Source organism: Paenibacillus sp. FSL H8-0259 (genome assembly GCF_037963255.1).
In the GTDB taxonomy this organism is placed as follows: domain Bacteria; phylum Bacillota; class Bacilli; order Paenibacillales; family Paenibacillaceae; genus Paenibacillus_AQ; species Paenibacillus_AQ phytohabitans.
The window spans coordinates 1,683,649-1,700,182 of record NZ_CP150147.1; the positions used below are offsets into that span (position 1 = coordinate 1,683,649).

At 52.2% G+C, this 16,534-nt stretch carries 15 protein-coding genes; 9 read left to right on the top strand and 6 right to left on the bottom strand.

Translation table 11 applies throughout. The features are described 5' to 3' along the window. Window positions 1-17 precede the first annotated feature (17 nt). From NSU01_RS07280 to NSU01_RS07290, 3 genes are all read left to right on the top strand, one after another. Window positions 18-764, top strand: a complete 747-nt coding sequence (locus tag NSU01_RS07280; RefSeq protein WP_076242432.1) for an amino acid ABC transporter ATP-binding protein — start codon at window positions 18-20, stop codon at window positions 762-764. 29 nt (window positions 765-793) lie between these two features. Beyond that, window positions 794-1,675, top strand: coding sequence for a transporter substrate-binding domain-containing protein (locus NSU01_RS07285; protein ID WP_042134465.1), 882 nt, complete (start codon window positions 794-796; stop codon window positions 1,673-1,675). Between the two features lie 256 nt (window positions 1,676-1,931). After that, window positions 1,932-2,090 carry a hypothetical protein gene (locus tag NSU01_RS07290; protein WP_179093407.1) on the top strand — a complete coding sequence of 53 codons (159 nt, stop codon included), beginning with the start codon at window positions 1,932-1,934 and terminating at the stop codon, window positions 2,088-2,090. A 127-nt stretch (window positions 2,091-2,217) separates the two neighbouring features. Here the strand turns inward: NSU01_RS07290 and NSU01_RS07295 are convergent, their stop codons facing one another. The 5 genes from NSU01_RS07295 to NSU01_RS07315 form a co-directional block, all read right to left on the bottom strand. After that, the gene (locus NSU01_RS07295; protein WP_083705116.1) at window positions 2,218-3,270 is read right to left on the bottom strand and encodes an RluA family pseudouridine synthase; all 1,053 of its coding nucleotides are present in this window, start codon (window positions 3,268-3,270) and stop codon (window positions 2,218-2,220) included. 82 nt (window positions 3,271-3,352) lie between these two features. Then, window positions 3,353-3,538 carry a CLC_0170 family protein gene (locus tag NSU01_RS07300; RefSeq protein ID WP_042134467.1) on the bottom strand — a complete coding sequence of 62 codons (186 nt, stop codon included), beginning with the start codon at window positions 3,536-3,538 and terminating at the stop codon, window positions 3,353-3,355. 46 nt (window positions 3,539-3,584) lie between these two features. Beyond that, window positions 3,585-4,811 (bottom strand): Ger(x)C family spore germination protein, encoded by a 1,227-nt coding sequence (locus tag NSU01_RS07305; protein ID WP_076242433.1) that lies wholly within the window; start codon window positions 4,809-4,811, stop codon window positions 3,585-3,587. Next, window positions 4,808-5,905: an endospore germination permease gene (locus NSU01_RS07310; protein ID WP_042134469.1), complete on the bottom strand. Its 1,098-nt coding sequence runs from the start codon at window positions 5,903-5,905 to the stop codon at window positions 4,808-4,810. Before NSU01_RS07310 ends, NSU01_RS07305 begins: the two co-directional genes overlap by 4 nt. Next, window positions 5,853-7,502 (bottom strand): spore germination protein, encoded by a 1,650-nt coding sequence (locus NSU01_RS07315; RefSeq protein ID WP_083705118.1) that lies wholly within the window; start codon window positions 7,500-7,502, stop codon window positions 5,853-5,855. Before NSU01_RS07315 ends, NSU01_RS07310 begins: the two co-directional genes overlap by 53 nt. Window positions 7,503-7,689: 187 nt before the next feature. Here NSU01_RS07315 and recQ point away from each other — a divergent pair, with 187 nt between their 5' ends. From recQ to NSU01_RS07345, 6 genes are all read left to right on the top strand, one after another. Continuing rightward, window positions 7,690-9,516 carry a DNA helicase RecQ gene (gene recQ / locus NSU01_RS07320; protein WP_076242434.1) on the top strand — a complete coding sequence of 609 codons (1,827 nt, stop codon included), beginning with the start codon at window positions 7,690-7,692 and terminating at the stop codon, window positions 9,514-9,516. A gap of 15 nt (window positions 9,517-9,531) precedes the next feature. Further along, window positions 9,532-11,550 (top strand): B12-binding domain-containing radical SAM protein, encoded by a 2,019-nt coding sequence (locus tag NSU01_RS07325; protein WP_076242435.1) that lies wholly within the window; start codon window positions 9,532-9,534, stop codon window positions 11,548-11,550. Between the two features lie 444 nt (window positions 11,551-11,994). Then, window positions 11,995-12,528: a GNAT family protein gene (locus NSU01_RS07330; RefSeq protein ID WP_076242436.1), complete on the top strand. Its 534-nt coding sequence runs from the start codon at window positions 11,995-11,997 to the stop codon at window positions 12,526-12,528. Further along, a complete protein-coding gene (locus tag NSU01_RS07335) occupies window positions 12,485-13,108 on the top strand; it encodes a nucleotidyltransferase family protein (protein ID WP_256703733.1) in 624 nt (207 codons plus the stop codon). Before NSU01_RS07330 ends, NSU01_RS07335 begins: the two co-directional genes overlap by 44 nt. 155 nt (window positions 13,109-13,263) lie before the next feature. After that, a complete protein-coding gene (locus NSU01_RS07340; RefSeq protein ID WP_076242438.1) occupies window positions 13,264-13,821 on the top strand; it encodes a histidine phosphatase family protein in 558 nt (185 codons plus the stop codon). A 291-nt stretch (window positions 13,822-14,112) separates the two neighbouring features. Further along, a complete protein-coding gene (locus tag NSU01_RS07345; protein ID WP_076242439.1) occupies window positions 14,113-14,976 on the top strand; it encodes a hypothetical protein in 864 nt (287 codons plus the stop codon). A 558-nt stretch (window positions 14,977-15,534) separates the two neighbouring features. Here the strand turns inward: NSU01_RS07345 and NSU01_RS07350 are convergent. Continuing rightward, the gene (locus NSU01_RS07350; protein ID WP_076242440.1) at window positions 15,535-16,497 is read right to left on the bottom strand and encodes an alpha/beta hydrolase; all 963 of its coding nucleotides are present in this window, start codon (window positions 16,495-16,497) and stop codon (window positions 15,535-15,537) included. Window positions 16,498-16,534: the final 37 nt, after the last annotated feature.

The window sequence follows — 16,534 nt, forward strand, 5'->3', positions numbered from 1 at the left end:
AGGAAGGAACGATAATCATGATAAATACCGGCGAACTGTTGCTGGAGGTAGAAGGATTGCAGAAAAGCTTCGGAGAACGGCTGGTTCTAAGCGGTATTAATCTGCAGGTGGTTAAAGGGGAAGTGACTGTTATTCTCGGGCCGTCCGGCTGCGGAAAAAGCACGCTCCTGCGATGTCTTAACGGACTGGAGCCTGTGCAGGGCGGAAGAATCAGCTACCAGGGCCAGGATCTGGCCGGGCCGCAGGTGAATTGGCGTGAAGTCAGGCAGCGCATCGGGATGGTGTTTCAGAATTATGAGCTGTTCCCGCATATGACAGTGCTGGACAACATTCTGCTCGGACCTCTCAAGGTGCAAAAGAGAGAACCGAAAGAAGCGCGGCAGCAGGCAGAGCAGCTGCTGGGCCGGGTCGGGCTGCTGGACCGCAAGGATGCTTATCCCCGGCAGCTATCCGGAGGACAGAAGCAGCGGATTGCGATTGTACGGGCGTTATGTATGAACCCCGAGATCATGTTATTCGATGAAGTAACGGCTTCGCTTGATCCTGAAATGGTGCGCGAAGTGCTGGATGTTATTCTGGGGCTTGCCGAACAGGGCATGACGATGATTATCGTGACCCATGAAATGGGCTTTGCCAAGTCTGTAGGTGACCGGATCGTATTTATGGATCAGGGCAGCATTTGTGAGATCGCGGAGCCGCAGCAATTTTTCACCAAACCAGCGACAGAGCGTGCACAGCACTTTCTGGATATATTTCAGTATTAAAAATCATAGAAAACAGGGGATGAAGAGGAATGAGAAAAGGATTGAAGTTGGCAGGATCACTTATAGCAGCGGGTTTATTGCTGGTGGGCTTAACCGCTTGCGGTAATTCGGATAACAAGGACAATAGTGCAGGGTCGGCATCATCCAAGTTTGCTTCTATTGAACAGCTGAAGAAGGACGGCAAGGTCCGGATTGGTGTTTTTGCGGATAAACCGCCATTTGGATATGTGGATGCTGACGGCAAGAATCAGGGCTTCGACGTCTATATCGCCAAAAGATTCGCCAAGGACCTGCTCGGGGATGAATCCAAGGCGGAATTCGTTCTGGTAGATGCGGCCAGCCGCGTCGCTTACCTGGAATCCAATAAAGTAGATATCATTATGGCTAACTTCACCGTAACGGATGAAAGAAAAGAAAAAGTGGATTTTGCCAATCCGTATATGAAGCTGTCCTTCGGGATCGTATCCCCTGACAGTGCACCGGTTACTTCGATTGACCAGCTGAAGGAGAAAGGCCAGAAGCTTATCGTTGCCAAAGGAACTACAGCAGAAACTTACTTCACCAAAGAGTACCCGGACATTGAGCTGCTGAAATTTGACCAGTACACAGAGATCTTTGCAGCACTCAAAGACGGACGCGGTGCAGCGATTGCCAACGATAACACCGAGCTGATCGCCTGGGCGAAGTCCAATCCCGGCTTCACGGTAAGCATCCCGGCGTTTGGGGGACAGGACACGATTGCCCCGGCGGTAGCCAAAGGCAACACGGAGCTGCTGAACTGGATCAATACAGAGCTTGAAACCATCGGCAAAGAGCAATTCATTCATCAGGCCTATAGCGATACATTGAATGAGGTCTATGGAGAAGGCTATACTGACGAGCTGGTAGTTGAAGGCGGTAAGGTAGAGTAATTTAGCCGCGCTATGGCGTCAGGTCTGAGGAACTGGTACGAGATCAGATAGTGAGCATGAAAAGGCACCCTTGCGGGTGTCTTTTTCGTGGAATTTCTCAGGCGCGGGATAGAGCTAAGCGAACTAATCCTATATACTAAGTTTAAAATTGGATGATAGTGAATCGAAAGAGTGTGCAAGAAACACTGTAGACATAAATGTTGTACGTTTTGCAACTTTGATTGATGGATAGCCGGGTGATCGGGAGGATTGTTGTATGAAATACAAGAATAATTCTGCTGAGCCGTTTGAAAGAGATGAAATGCTGCAGTTTGTACAACAATTGTGGATTTGGGCCGGTATGAGGAGGGAAATGTTGTATTATGTGCAGGATTTCATAGAATGGTGCCGGATCTTTGCCACAGAAAGCGGATGAATCAGGGAATTCCCGAAAGCGACAAATGAGAGGCATAAATGCCTCTCATTTTCCTTTAATTACGCAAATAAAGGTGTCTGGAGTGGAATCAAACTCTAGTAATTGACAAAGAAATTACCCAGCTTGTTTAGTTCGTCGGCGCAGGTGCGGTATACTTCAGGAATGTCTTTGGAATAGGACTCTCAAAGGTGAGGACTTCTCCGGTAGTCGGATGAACGAACGAAAGTACGCGGGCATGCAGTCCGAGACGGCCGACAGCTTTGGTCTCGGCGCCGTATTTCTTGTCGCCGGCAATTGGATGCCCGATGTCTGACATGTGGACACGGATCTGGTTCTTCCGTCCGGTCTCCAGGTGGACTTCCAGCAGGGAGAAATGCCGGTTGGCCTGGATCAGCTTATAACGGGTTACGGCATGCAGCCCGTCCCCTTCATGCGGACTGGAGTACATCTTCAGCGTAGACGTCTCCTTCAGCCAGGAGCTGATGGTGCCTTCGGATTTCTTGACTGCGCCTTCCACCAGCGCCACGTAGGAGCGTTCCTTGACGGTCTCTTTCCAGCTGTTCTGCAGGGACTGCTGAATCGCCTCGCTTTTGGCAAACATCATGACTCCTGAGGTATCACGGTCCAGGCGGTGTACCACAAAGACGCGGTTCTTAGGATTCGTCAGGCGCACATGCTCCATCAATTGGCGGTAAGCTGTCAGTTCATTGTCTTCTCCGGTAGCAATCGACAGCAGTCCGGCATCCTTCTGAATGACGATGATATCATCATCCTCATGGACAATGGTCAGCCCGAGCATTTCTTTGGCTTCTGCATGCTTCTCCTGATCAATGGTCACGGTCTGACCGGGATGGAGCTGATGGTTATGCTGGGTTACCGGCTTGCCGTTTACCGATATCTGTCCCCGGGACAGCATCGACTTGACCGCATTCCGTCCCTTATTCGTAATCGTCTTAAGCAGGTAAGGCAGCAGCTCTGCGGGCTCGGACACCGTATAGGATTTTATCTGTGCAGGTGTTTTAGTTGTTGTTGTGGCAGGTGCTCCCGGTCTTGCCCCCGGTTTATGGTTAGAGGTCTTGTTCCCCTGATTTCTGGTTCCTGATTTAGGCTGAGCCTTGGAGGCTGCTGCGGGCTTCACGCCCCGCTTGGAACCCTCTTTGGGATTTCTTCTTGTATTCATGCCTGCATTCTCCGTCCTGTAATATTGTACTCCTCAATATACCATGGGCCGTGAAGAAATACTACGGAGGGTGCCGGGACAGCTAGACATAAATGATCAGCCCGATAAGGATAGCCAGGGAGATGACGCCGTAGGCCCATCCCAGAACCATAGCGTATTTTTTCTCCCGGAGCCAGCCTTTGCTGTTGTAAATCCGGGCATCTACCGCCAGCAGCATCAGTGTGGAGATTAACATTATGATAACCAGACTTCCGAACAGGCGGACCATGCGGATCGCTCCCTTATAAATATAGATACATGAACTTAATTACTGGTTATTGGTCTTTCAGTCCCACTCTCCGGATATGAAGCTTCATTTGAATGTCTACCTCAATGCTGCCATACAGGTTTTCCCAGTCATCTTTGTCATGGATATGCTCTTTCCAGTAGGCAGGATGGTGACTCCGGATCATTTCGCCCATGCCAAAAATATCGGAGTGATCCTTCTGGGTCTGCTTAACCAGTCCGGTCAGTATGCTTCGGACCTGTTCCTCGAAATCCCGTTCAATTTCCTGCAGCTTGGTGGATGAGTCGACAGGGATATTGCTGCCATATTGCTCATCGAGATCGGCCTCCAGGAAGACCTGATACGACAGAACCGGTTTGCCGTCCTTGATGTAGCTCCGCGTCCGGGTGAAACGCTCATTGATTTTGGTCATGACGATACCCATCCTATTGGTATGAAAGAGGGTAGAATAACCTCCCGGGTCGATTCCCTGGAGTGCCATGAAGCCGCCGATTTCAATCGGAGAGGTCTTGTTGACCATTCTTCCGCCGCTGAAATAGGCCAGTCCTTTGATCAGGATATTATCTCTATTGCGCAGTGCGACATAAGGCAAGTACGCGCTCTGGCCCCACTTGGTATCCGCCGACCAGAATGTGCCGATATAATCCCGGGGGAACTTCCCGGAGGACACCGACTTCTCCATCATGGACAAAATATAAAGTGTGGGCACACGCTGAAGCGGCGGATTCACATCCATGAAATCAGAAGCTTTGCCTTCGGATACCAGCAGCCAGGTCCTGCGCCGGATTTCCGGATTGCGCCGGAGATAGTCGTTGAGTTCTTCGAGATTGCCCCGGGCGATATCCTCGCTGATGATAATGATCCGCAGGTGAACCAGATAACGCGGGTCGGCAATCTGCTGCTGCAGATTGTTCATGGCATCGTCGAGTGAAATGCCGCGCACGCTAACTACCCAGACCGGGCTGGTCTTGGCGTCACCCGGGTTGCCTCCTCCGCTTCCGGGACCCAGGGGAACTCTGCCGGGAACCGCAATCTGTGCGGTCACACTGATCATTTCTGCAGGCAGATTATCATGGTTAATATGGGTGACTTCGTCTCCTTTCTCTGCCTCTTCGGCCGAGATCTTATCGATGGACAACCCGAGTACAAGCGCCCGGTCTTCAATTTCTACCTGATCCCAGCAACCGCTTAGAACAGGGGCAGCCATAGCCAGCATTAGGATTAGGGCGAATGAGCGCGGAAGCCTTCTGATCATGAGGAGGCCTCCTTCCCGGCGCGCCGGATGAAGTAGGCCATCCATAGCAGCAGCGGATATCCAATCATCAGTACCATTCCGGCATTGCCCAGGTGAAGAATCCATTCATAGGCCTCGAAGACATTGGGGGGCAGCATCGCCAGAGCAAAGATCAGCGGCAGCAGTATACTTGCGGCCATACTCTGATCACGGAGAGCGAACAGGTTCTGCATCAGGTAAGCGGATATGTAATACGTAGTGTACACCGTTGTATAGACCGAAATGACCCAGATAATGATGAAGATGGCATCCAGCCGTTCAAGAAAACCCTCACCAAATGCTGCGGAACGCGCCATTTCCAGCGTGGGATAGATCAGCAGCTTGGTCTCCTCCGCACCAAACATTCCCACAGAGGCAATCACGATCAGTACATAGATGGCACCCGACATGATTATGGCCAGCGCGCCAGCACGGAATGCGTGCTTCGGCTTTTCCATGAAAGGAATCAGCAGTGTAATCACGAAGGAGCTCTGGAACAGATAGCTTGCCTCCCGTGCACCATTCCAGAATTCGAGGGTAGGTGACATTAGAATGGGCTGCAGATTAAGCAGATCAACGCTTTTCAGGGAGATGAGGATCGTGAGTACGATGGAGCCGACAATCAGCGGCAGGTAGAAAAAATGGATATACGAGAACTTCACAACATTGCGTCTGGAGGAGAGCAGGCTAACGAGCAGCATCAGAAAAATGGTGGCTTCAATTGGTGTTTTTTTATACAGCACGGTTGTGGCGACATCTCCGAACTGGCGTGTAGTGATCCCTGTCAGCGTAATAAACAATATCAGAATTACGGCGGTGAAGACGGTGGCTAGCGGACGTCCGATCAGCCTGCGGCTGAACACAAAGAGGGACTCTTTGGGGAAACGCTGGCACAGGGAGGCGAGCAGCCAATAGCTGAGGAAAGACAGGATGACGCCGCTGAATGCGATGAAGGGCGCGCTGCTGTTCCCGGCTAAAGCCATGTAACGGGGGAAACTGAGAATCCCGACACCGATAATGGTGCTACTGATGACGGCGGCTGCGCGTAGCGTTGTGATCTGCCGGAGACTGTTCACTGGGTTCACCTTCCTGCCTGAGGATCTGATCTACATGTACTGCGGGAACATTGCGGGACAGCCTGTCATTATTCTGGGCATGCAGGAAGCTCGGACGGCGGCGCATCCACCACAGCGGCACACGTACCAGCGTATCCTTCAGGTCACGCCATTTGCCGGGAATGAAAGGGGACATATACGGGACGCCGAAGGATTCCAGGAACAGAAGATGGTTCAGAATGAGAATCGTACCGATCATCACACCGTAGAGGCCGAACATTCCGGCCAGTATAATCAGCGGAAATCTTAGCATCCGCAAGGCAATAGCGGCATTATAGGCTGGAGTGGCAAAAGAACCGATGGTCGTCAGCGCCACAATCACCACGGTAATCGGACTGGCGAGTCCGGCACCTACTGCTGCCTGTCCAATCACGAGAACGCCCACGATGGATAAGGCGCCGCCGATCATCTGCGGCAGACGGATCGTAGCTTCACGCAGCACCTCCATGGAGACCTCCATGATCAGCACCTCCAGAACGGCAGGAAACGGCACACCTGCTCTTCCGCCCGAGATAGCCACAGCGAAATCCGTCGGCATTAATTCGGGATTAAACGAGATCACAGAAACATATAACGCAGGGAAAAAAAGTGAGAAAGACAGCGCGATGAGACGGATTATACGGATCAGGCTGCCCATAATGAAACGCTCTGTGTAATCATCTACCGTCTGAAAGAACTGGTTGAATAGAGCAGGGACGATTACAGCAAAGGGAGAACCGTCGACAAGCATGGCAACCCGCCCTTCCAGCAGAGCGGCAACCGTCTTGTCGGGCCGCTCTGTGCATTGCACCTGAGGGAACGGGGACAGCGGCTGGTCTTCAATGAACTGCTCAATGTATCCGGCATCAAGAATTCCGTCGGTATCAATCATTGAGATTCTGCGCATCGCTTCAGCAACGAGCCCGCTGTCGGCAATGCTCTCGATATAGCATAAGGCCACCCTCGACTGGGTACGGGTTCCGATCGGGCTGATTTCAATCCGGAAATCTGTGCTCTGAAGCCGGTAGCGCAGCAGGGACAGGTTGTTCTCCAGCTTCTCTACGTACCCTTCACGGGGTCCGCGGATGACCTGCTCGGTCTGCGGCTGCTCCACACCGCGCATATCAATCTGGCGCATATCGAGCACAAGGGCTTCGGGCACTCCCTCTATCAGCAGAATCAGCTCACCCTTCACGGCAGCGTCCGGCAGCACAGAAATGTCTGTAGTGGTTGTTCCCTGAGTTACCTGGACGGCTGTGCTCCAGATATAATGGATCATACCGGCCATATGCTCCGGAATTTCCTTATGCCCGGTGGGCCCGGCCATTAAAGGTTTAAGGACATGCTCGCGCACCTGCTCCGTATTAACCAGTGAAGAGAAGAAGAGCATTACGGCCTGGTGGGCTCCGAAGAGCTGGAAGTCGCGGACTACGAGGTCGCCGTTGTCACCAAGCCGTGCCTGCAGCGCTTGTAAATCGGCCTGCAGATTTCCTGTAAGCGGACTTTTGTCAGGCTCCGGAGGAGAAGCTTGCTGCTGCTTATGCACATAAGCGGTATATTTATCTTTCCAGGCTTGCAAATGGCGGCCTCCTCAGCAGTACAATTCGAATGTATTTCTATAAAGTGTTGCTTGATCGCGTGATTTTTATGTAAATTTTATGTAACAGGCCCAAAAGGAGTGCTAGGATATCTGCTTCAAGCGGTTGCCTAAGTACCCTGTTGCCCGGTAAACTAAAGGTAGAAAGTCTTAAGGAGTCAGAAGAGATATGAAGATGCAAGGATCACTAATGGAGCAAGCGCAGGCTGAACTGCAAAAATATTACGGGTATCCCGATTTCCGGGAAGGCCAGAAGAAAATTGTGAACAATCTGCTCGAAGGCCGCGATACGCTGGGCATCCTGCCTACCGGAGGCGGTAAATCGATCTGCTATCAGGTTCCGGCACTGCTGCTGCCGGGACTTACACTTGTTGTATCCCCGCTGATCTCGCTGATGAAGGATCAGGTGGACGCCCTTACTACTGCCGGGATTCCGGCTGCCTATATCAACAGCACCTTAAGCGGCAAGGAAGTGAATGACCGGATCCGCGCCGCCCGCCGGGGCGAGCTGAAGCTGCTCTATGTGGCGCCGGAACGTCTGGAGCTGGACTGGTTCCGCCTGGAGATGGCAGGGCTGTCGATCTCCTGCGTGGCTGTCGATGAAGCGCACTGCGTATCGCAGTGGGGCCATGATTTCCGTACCAGCTATCTGGCGGTGTCGCCGTTTGTAGAGGAGCTGCCGCAGCGGCCGATTCTGGCTGCTTTTACCGCTACCGCTACACCTGAGGTTATGGAGGATATGGTCCGGCTGCTGCGTCTGCGCGATCCGGGCGTCTTCATGACCGGACTTGGCCGTGATAATCTGGCCATGCAAGTGCTGCGCGGAGAGAATAAGCGTGAATTCGTACTGGACTACACGGCGCAGCATTCGCATCAGCCGGGTATCGTCTATGCCGCCACCCGCAAAGAGGTGGATGATCTCTTTCAGCGGCTGCAGGCGACGGGAGTCGCCGCGGGCCGCTACCATGCCGGAATGAGCGACCAGGAACGGGCCGAGAGCCAGGAAGGGTTCCTGTATGACGATATCCGCGTCATGGTTGCCACGAATGCTTTTGGGATGGGGATCGACAAATCTAACGTTCGTTATGTCATTCACTACAATATGCCGAAGAATATGGAGGCTTATGTCCAGGAGGCCGGACGTGCCGGCCGCGACGGGGAGCCGAGTGATTGCATTCTGCTCTTCAGTGCGCAGGATATTATGACGCAGAAGTTCCTGATTGAGCAGAATCCGCAGGATACGGAGCGCAAAGCCAACGAATACCGCAAGCTGCAGCAGATGATTGATTACTGCTACACCACCCGTTGCCTGCGCAGTGCACAGCTGGATTATTTCGGCGAGAATCATGACGATGATCCGTGCGGCATCTGCAGCTCCTGCACCGATGAACGGCAGCTGGTAGACATGACGGTGGATGCGCAGAAGATCTTCTCCTGCATCCACCGCATGCGTGAACGCTACGGGGTGGCGCTGGTATCCTCAGTGCTGAAGGGCTCACGCAATCAGAAGGTGCTGCAGTACGGCTTCGAGAAGCTGCCGACCCACGGGGCGATGTCCGGCCGCAGCGAGAAGGAAATTACCGAGAGCATCAATGTGCTGATCTCGGAGGGTTATCTGGCCTTGTCCGAAGGCCAGTATCCGGTCGTGCGGCTGCAGCCGCTGGCAGCCGAGGTGCTGCGCGGCCAGCGTGAGGTCCACCAGCGCGTGGCCCGCACGCTTGTCACCTCCGGCACGCGGGACCGCAGCCGTACGCGCGACCATTCGCCGTCGGCCGTCAACGAGACGGTCTTCGAGCAGCTGCGCCTGATCCGCCGCGAGCTGGCGGGGCGCGAGCATGTGCCGTCCTACATCATTTTCAATGATGCGACGCTGCGCGAGATGAGCGTGGTTTGCCCGCAGACGGAAGCGGAGATGCTGAGGGTGAAGGGTGTCGGCGAAGTGAAGTACCGTAAATACGGCAAGGCATTCCTGGAGTTTTTTCAAAATGAAATGTAAAGAAGGTTATAAGGCATGAGAATCATCCTGGCCACATTAAATGCCAAATATATTCATACGTCGCTGGCGATCCGGCTTCTGAAGGCGTACAGCGAGCATGAATTCGAAGATATCCTTTTGGCGGAATACACCATCAAAGATCCCTTGATGAATATCGTGTCGGACCTTTTCCAGAAGCAGCCGGATGTGATCGGCTTCTCCTGTTATATCTGGAACATCGAAGAAACGGTCAAGCTGGTCGCGATCCTCAAGCAGGTGATGCCGGAGGTGAAGATCGTACTTGGCGGGCCGGAGGTGTCTTATGAGCCGCTGTACTGGATGAAGCGGGAAGCCGGAATCGACTTCGTAGTCAATGGGGACGGGGAAGAGACCTTCCATCATCTGCTGCAGGAGATCCGGGATGAACACAAGTATCATTTCGTATACGGCGCTGCCTACCGCAAGGGGGAGGAACTGATTGTCAACCCGCCGCGTCCCAAAAGTGACCTTAATACCCTGCCGACGCCCCACCGGTTCGCGGAGGATCTGCCGGAGCTCAGCAAGCGGATTGTGTATTTTGAGACAAGCCGGGGTTGTCCCTTCAATTGCCAGTTCTGCCTGTCCAGCATCGAGGTAGGCGTGCGTTATTACGATATTGAACGGGTGAAATCCGATCTGCTCTATCTGATTGAAGGCGGGGCCAAGGTGATCAAATTCCTCGACCGCACCTTCAATATCAACCGCAATTATGCGATGGAAATGTTCCAGTTCCTGATCGACAATCATCAGGGCTGTGTGTTCCAATTCGAGATTACAGCGGATATTATGCGTCCGGAGGTGCTGGATTTCCTGGCGCAGAATGCGCCGCCCGGAGTTTTCCGCTTCGAGATCGGTGTGCAGTCGACCAATGACGAGACCAACGAACTGGTCAAACGCCGCCAGAACTTCACGAAGCTGTCCCGGACGGTAATGAAGATCAAGGCCAGCGGCAATATTGACCAGCATCTCGATTTGATTGCCGGACTGCCGATGGAGGATTACTCGACCTTCCGCAAGACCTTCAATGATGTATTCGCCATGGAGCCGGAGGAGCTGCAGCTGGGTTTCCTCAAAATGCTCCGAGGCACCGGGCTGCGCGCCCAGGCAGCCAAATACGACTATACGTACATGGAGCATGCGCCGTACGAAATTCTCAGCAGCCATGTCATGCCGTTCTCTGACATTATCCGGCTGAAGCGGCTGGAGGACGTGCTGGAGAAGTACTGGAACAGCCAGCGCCTGGATCATTCGGTCAAATATCTGATCCGCCATGTCTTCCCGTCACCATTCGATTTCTTCCAGGAATTCGGCGACTACTGGGAAGCGAGGGGCTGGCAGAAGATCGGGCATCAGCTCGAGGATCTGTTCACCCGGCTGCATAATTTCCTCACGGACCGGGGGACGGCGTCCATGGACATCATCACCGGACTGATGAAGCTGGATTATTTCCTCGGCCACAAGTACAAGCCGCGCAAAATCTGGTGGGATGAGGTGATGGGCAAGTCAGAGTGGGCCAAATACCTGAAGCAGATTGCCGGGCAGCCGGAGCTGATATCGGCCAAGCTGGCCGAGGCGGGCTTAAGTGAGCGTGAGCTGCAGAAGTACATCGTACTGGATGTCCTGCCGTTCCGGCTGGAGCCGGTGCTGGATTCGATCAGCGGGCTGCGATTTGACGGCTTGGCTGGTGCTGAAGGCGAAAACGCTGGCACGCTTGAGAGTTCAGCGGACAGCGCGGATAGCAAGCCGGGAGCGGGAGCTGCAACAGAAACAGCAGGTGGCCACGCGGATAAACGGGCGGGAGCTGCAACGGACATAGCAGGCAGCCATGCGGATAAAGGGGCGGGCAGTACGGCCGTAGCAGAAGCGGCAGAGAATGCGGCGGTAGCTGAGGCCGGGGACATAGTGCCGGCTGTGACGGATGCGCATCCCGGTTCCAGTGGCGGCAATACGCTGCTGATCGTGCTCTATCAGCAGGACGAGAGCCAGCGGGCGCAGTATTACACGCTGCCTATATAGCGGGAAGCCAGATGCTGAATCAGCATAAACTTGCGGCTATATAACCCGCACTGGGGAGTACAACCCAATCAAACAAGTAACTGATCAATCGCTTCGGCTATGGGACAAGCCGGAATTGCCCGACTCCTCATACTGATTCCCAGATTCGTTGCTGGCAGAATTAAACTTTTTAAGTTCGCGCTTGTATCGGCATAAATGTTGTACGTTTTGCAACTCGGATTCCTAAATACCAGGGTGTTCAGGCGGATTGTTGTATGAAATACAAGAATTTTCCCCGTAAGTGCTCTGGAAGAGGAGAAATGCTGCATTCTATACAACAATTCTGGATTGAGGCCAGTATTATCAGAGAAATGTTGTATTTTGGGCAGCATTTCAAGAAAAGTAATAGTAAACAGCTTAAGTTTGGCTCATGGGAAAGATGCTGTTTGGGGGAGAGATGTAAGGATGAGGCTGGATCAGCGCATTACATTGTTCAGGTATGAAGAGAAGCATGAGGAGACATTCAAGGACCAGTTGCTGAGCTTTCAGCTTCCTCCGGAGCAGGCGGAATTTACCGGACTGCCGGAGCAGACGCTGCAGGATGCCTGCACGGATGCCGGCAAAATGGGAGTCGTCATTGCCCAGGGAGACCGGGCGGTAGGCTTCTTCGTTCTTCATACAGGCGAAGGTATCGCAGACTTCTTCCAAGACTACTCCGGCGCAGTGCTTCTGCGCGCCTTTCTGATGGATTATGCCTGCCAGGGACAGGGCTTTGCCAAAGCAGCGATGGCCCTGCTGCCTGATTTCGTCCGCCGCCATTACCCGGAAGCACAGCAGATTGTGCTGGCCGTTAATGAGCGCAACATTCCTGCCGGACAGCTGTACGCCCGCGCAGGGTTTCAGGATTACGGGCTGCGGCGCAGCGGGAGCAAGGGAACGCAGCTGATTTTACAATATGAGCTGGCTACTGAGCCCGTGGCTCCGGCTGCCCATGGATGAGGGGGAGATCCTTCACAATCGTCTGACGGAGCTGTTCTCCCGCAGTGCGCTGCTGATGGATATTTTCAAGCGTGCGCAAGGGCTGGCACCTTTTCCTTATTATATTGGAGCAGGGTGTCTGGTTCAGTCGGTGTGGAACGAGCTTACCGGGCGGGATCCGGATTACGGAATTGGTGATATTGATATAATCTACTACGATGGGCATGATTTGAGCTATGCTGCGGAGGACCGGATGATCGCCAACGGACGTGAGCTGTTTGCAGGTATTTCTATTCCGGTGGATCTCAAGAACCAGGCCCGGGTTCATCTGTGGTACCGTGATAAGTTCGGTGTAGAGCTGGCACCCTACGCTTCCCTGGAAGATGCAATTAACAGCTGGCCGACAACGGTCACATCGCTGGGGGCGAGACTCAGCAGCGAGGGGGAGTGGCAGGTATACGCACCGTTCGGTCTGGAAGATCTGTTTCAATTAGTCCTGAGGCCGAACAAGGCGCTGATCAGCGAGGATGTCTACTTGAATAAGACGCGGAAATGGAAGTCGAAATGGCCGGAGCTTACGGTTGTCCCATGGGGGCAGTGAAGCTTCGGCTTTTTGCTGTGTTCATGACGATCTACTACTTCAGCAGATGCGATATGAAGAGCGTGGCAGGCTTCCATTAAGAAATTCGACCGGGTAGGATTGTGTAGTAGGAGGAGCGAATAGATTTAGTACCAAAAAGAGGCAGGGGGATTTCAATGACACAGTTTTATCTCATTCGCCATGGTGAACCCGAGTGGAACATCAATGAGCAGTACAAATTAAAGGGCCATGGCCGGGATCTGGTGCCTCTTACGGAAGCGGGAGTGAACCAGGTATATCGGACAGCAAAGGATGAGCGTTTAAAAGAAGCAGAAGTGATTGTCTCTTCTCCCTACACGAGAGCACTTCAAACGGCCGCTATTTTATCCAAGGAACTCGGTTTAGACATAAAGGTTGAATTGGATTTAAGGGAATGGCAGCCTGACTTAACCTTCGAATATGATTCCCTGGAGCGGCTTGCAGAGCTGGGGAACGATTATGATACTAATCATGGAGTGTATCCTCCCGGGGTAACCAAGCTTTGGGAGTCCAAAGAACTGCTGAAGAACCGCGTGGAGAAGGTGATCGATCAATATCTCGGATTTAAAAAAGTGATCATTACCGGACATGGCATGGCTTTTCGTACCCTGGTAGGAGAGGTGGGAGAAATTCCGCATGCTTCGATTACCGGATATAATAAAACGCAGGCTGTAATAGAAACAACGCAATTGTAATTGGTGGTATCCGGTGTTAATATCAGGAATGAGATGCCTATAAAGGAGCATAAACCGTATCATGTGGATGACTCTGTAAAGATTAACAAGTCTAAAGAATGCCTTTAATAGCGAACGCACTATTGTATTAGGCATGTCTTTTTTTAATCTTACAGGGTATGCAGGATAAGGTGTGTCATAAAGCCACTTCTGCGGATACCTTTGGGTATCCGCTTTATTTTTACGGGAATAACGCATCTCCCTTGATTCTTACCTGCCTATCCTCCTAAAAATGAATGGAGGAACTACTATATGCAAACTAAATTGATCTTAATCGAGGGCTTACCAGGCTCCGGGAAATCAACCGCGGCTCAGCTGGTACATGAAATTCTTACAGAGAGAAATCTTAAGGCCAGGCTATTCCTTGAAGGAAATTTGGATCATCCTGCTGATTATGATGGAGTCGCTTGTCTAGATGAAGTTGAATACGATGATCTATTGAGCGCCTATGAGGAGTTTAGGGATTTATTAAGCCCATATACATGGAATCAAGGGAATAGTTATTTCGTGGAATACCGGAAACTAATCAATGCACACGGTTCAAGTATTCCAAATGAAATGCTGGATACTTTGGTGAAGCATGATGTGTATGAATTGCCGCTAGACCGAAACAGGGGACTGATTACGGCAAAATGGAAGCAGTTTGCGGAGAGTACCTTAAATGACGCAGACCTTTATATTTTCGATTGTTGCTTCATACAGAATCCTGTAACCATGGGAATGATCAAACATGATGCCGCCAAGGAAGACGTCACAAGTTATGTTATCGAACTGGCAGCCATTGTAGAAGTGCTGAATCCGCTTCTGATATACGTTGACCAGAACGATCTTGATTACTCCTTCGGCAAGGCTGTTGAAGAAAGACCCCGGGAATGGTCAGAAGGGTTTATTGACTATTACACCAAACAAGGGTTTGGCAAAAAACAGGGGTATATCGGGTTTGAAGGAACTCTGAAGGTGCTTAAGGCAAGAAGGGGACTGGAAGAAAGGATCTTTAACGGCGTAAATATAGCTAAGACAAAAGTGAACAATTCTTCATATGATTTAGATGTGTACAGAGAGGTTTTAGTGAAGATATTATCAGAACATTTTGGCCTGGAAAAAGAATCTGTTTAGTACGGCTTAACTTAAGAGCCATCAGACTCGTGAATCTATTGCAGAAAGTCCAATCAGGGATGACCGATACCGTTCTCAAGCAGAGAGCCTGGCAAATAATTGTATTTCGTGCAGTTAAAATACGGCGAAAAGCCGGATGAGCAGGGATAACTGTATTCTGTACAATTAAATTAGAGAATAATGCGCTTTTATGGCATAGGAGCATTTTATAAGTGTATAGAGTGCAATTAAAACTCCTTCTGCGCAGAAAAAGATCGTTTTAGTTGTACATTTTACAGTTAAAGCTTGAGGGGGAGTCTCATACCGGGATGCGCAATTCCGCGGGGATCCTGCAGAAAATACAGCAATAGTTGCTGCTGCAATGTCAATCAGGTGGAGACACCCTGGGCAGCAGCAGAACTTTGGCAGCATAACCGAAAACGAGGCACTCCGTCAGGTACGGGGTGCCTCGTTTTATTTTGGATACATTCGATTTAAGCTACTGACATTTCTCAGCATTTCCCCCTGCAGATTACACGAATGGTCAGCCCGGGCGCCAGAGTCAAAGCTCCATTGAAGCTAATTCGCCGTAGGCTGAAGCCGCATGGAGCCGGCAGGGAGGTGGCGGGCAAGCCAGTCCAGCACATCGGCGGTGACCTCATCCCGGTTGACCTCGTTCAGCATCTCATGCCTGCCTTCAGGGTACAGCTTGCACTCTACGTCCTGTATTCCCTGCCTGCGGTACAGTTCGGCCAGACGCTTCACCCCTTGACCGTTCATCCCCACGGGGTCTTTCTCCCCGGCGAACAGATAGACAGGTTTATCTCTGCACAAGGTTCGCAGGGTGGCCCTGGTATGAAGCTCCCGCAGCATATGGAAGAAATCCCGGAAGAAGCGGGTAGTGCAGATCGCCCCGCAGAACGGGTCGGAGATGAAGTGGTCCACCTCCACCGGGTCTCTGCTAAGCCAGTCAAAGGCGGTCCTGACAGGAGAGAAGGCACGGTTATAAGCGCCAAAGACAATGCCGTTCAACAATACGCTGCGATGGTGGTCTCCCTGCAGCCTTAGCTGCATTGCCGACAGCGATTCTGCCAGCCGCAGCATGCTCCGCGGACCGTTGGTACCGCTGAGAATGAAGCCGCTGTAAATTTCATTACCTTCTTCGCACATCAGCTTCTGGGCCAGGAAGGAGCCCATGCTATGGGCGAACAGGTAAATCGGCACATGCTGATGCCGGGAGCAGGCGATTCCCGCAAGCTGCAGCAGATTGCGGCGCATCCAGTAGAAACCGTTCTCCCCGGTATCGCCTAGCAGATTGACTTGGCCGGCGGTGAGGCCATGGCCCCGGTGGTCATTGGCATACACCGCATAACCGGCTGCGGTGAGCGCGGACGCAAAACGGGCATAACGCGCAGCCGTTTCACACATGCCGTGAGAGATCTGCACGATCCCTCTGACGTCAGCTCCAGCTTCCGGCAACCATTCATAGACATGGATTTTGACACCTAGTGGATCGGTCATCGTAAAAGTGTTCTCTGTCATCGCCGTCCTCCTGAAAGTTAAATTCAGCAATCCTAGC

Coding starts and splice junctions, on each gene's coding strand:
- NSU01_RS07280 (WP_076242432.1), top strand. CDS start 18: ATGATAAATACCGGCGAACTGTTGCTGGAGGTAGAAGGATTGCAGAAA.
- NSU01_RS07285 (WP_042134465.1), top strand. CDS start 794: ATGAGAAAAGGATTGAAGTTGGCAGGATCACTTATAGCAGCGGGTTTA.
- NSU01_RS07290 (WP_179093407.1), top strand. CDS start 1,932: ATGAAATACAAGAATAATTCTGCTGAGCCGTTTGAAAGAGATGAAATG.
- NSU01_RS07295 (WP_083705116.1), bottom strand. CDS start 3,270: ATGAATACAAGAAGAAATCCCAAAGAGGGTTCCAAGCGGGGCGTGAAG.
- NSU01_RS07300 (WP_042134467.1), bottom strand. CDS start 3,538: ATGGTCCGCCTGTTCGGAAGTCTGGTTATCATAATGTTAATCTCCACA.
- NSU01_RS07305 (WP_076242433.1), bottom strand. CDS start 4,811: ATGATCAGAAGGCTTCCGCGCTCATTCGCCCTAATCCTAATGCTGGCT.
- recQ (WP_076242434.1), top strand. CDS start 7,690: ATGAAGATGCAAGGATCACTAATGGAGCAAGCGCAGGCTGAACTGCAA.
- NSU01_RS07325 (WP_076242435.1), top strand. CDS start 9,532: ATGAGAATCATCCTGGCCACATTAAATGCCAAATATATTCATACGTCG.
- NSU01_RS07330 (WP_076242436.1), top strand. CDS start 11,995: ATGAGGCTGGATCAGCGCATTACATTGTTCAGGTATGAAGAGAAGCAT.
- NSU01_RS07335 (WP_256703733.1), top strand. CDS start 12,485: ATGAGCTGGCTACTGAGCCCGTGGCTCCGGCTGCCCATGGATGAGGGG.
- NSU01_RS07340 (WP_076242438.1), top strand. CDS start 13,264: ATGACACAGTTTTATCTCATTCGCCATGGTGAACCCGAGTGGAACATC.
- NSU01_RS07345 (WP_076242439.1), top strand. CDS start 14,113: ATGCAAACTAAATTGATCTTAATCGAGGGCTTACCAGGCTCCGGGAAA.
- NSU01_RS07350 (WP_076242440.1), bottom strand. CDS start 16,497: ATGACAGAGAACACTTTTACGATGACCGATCCACTAGGTGTCAAAATC.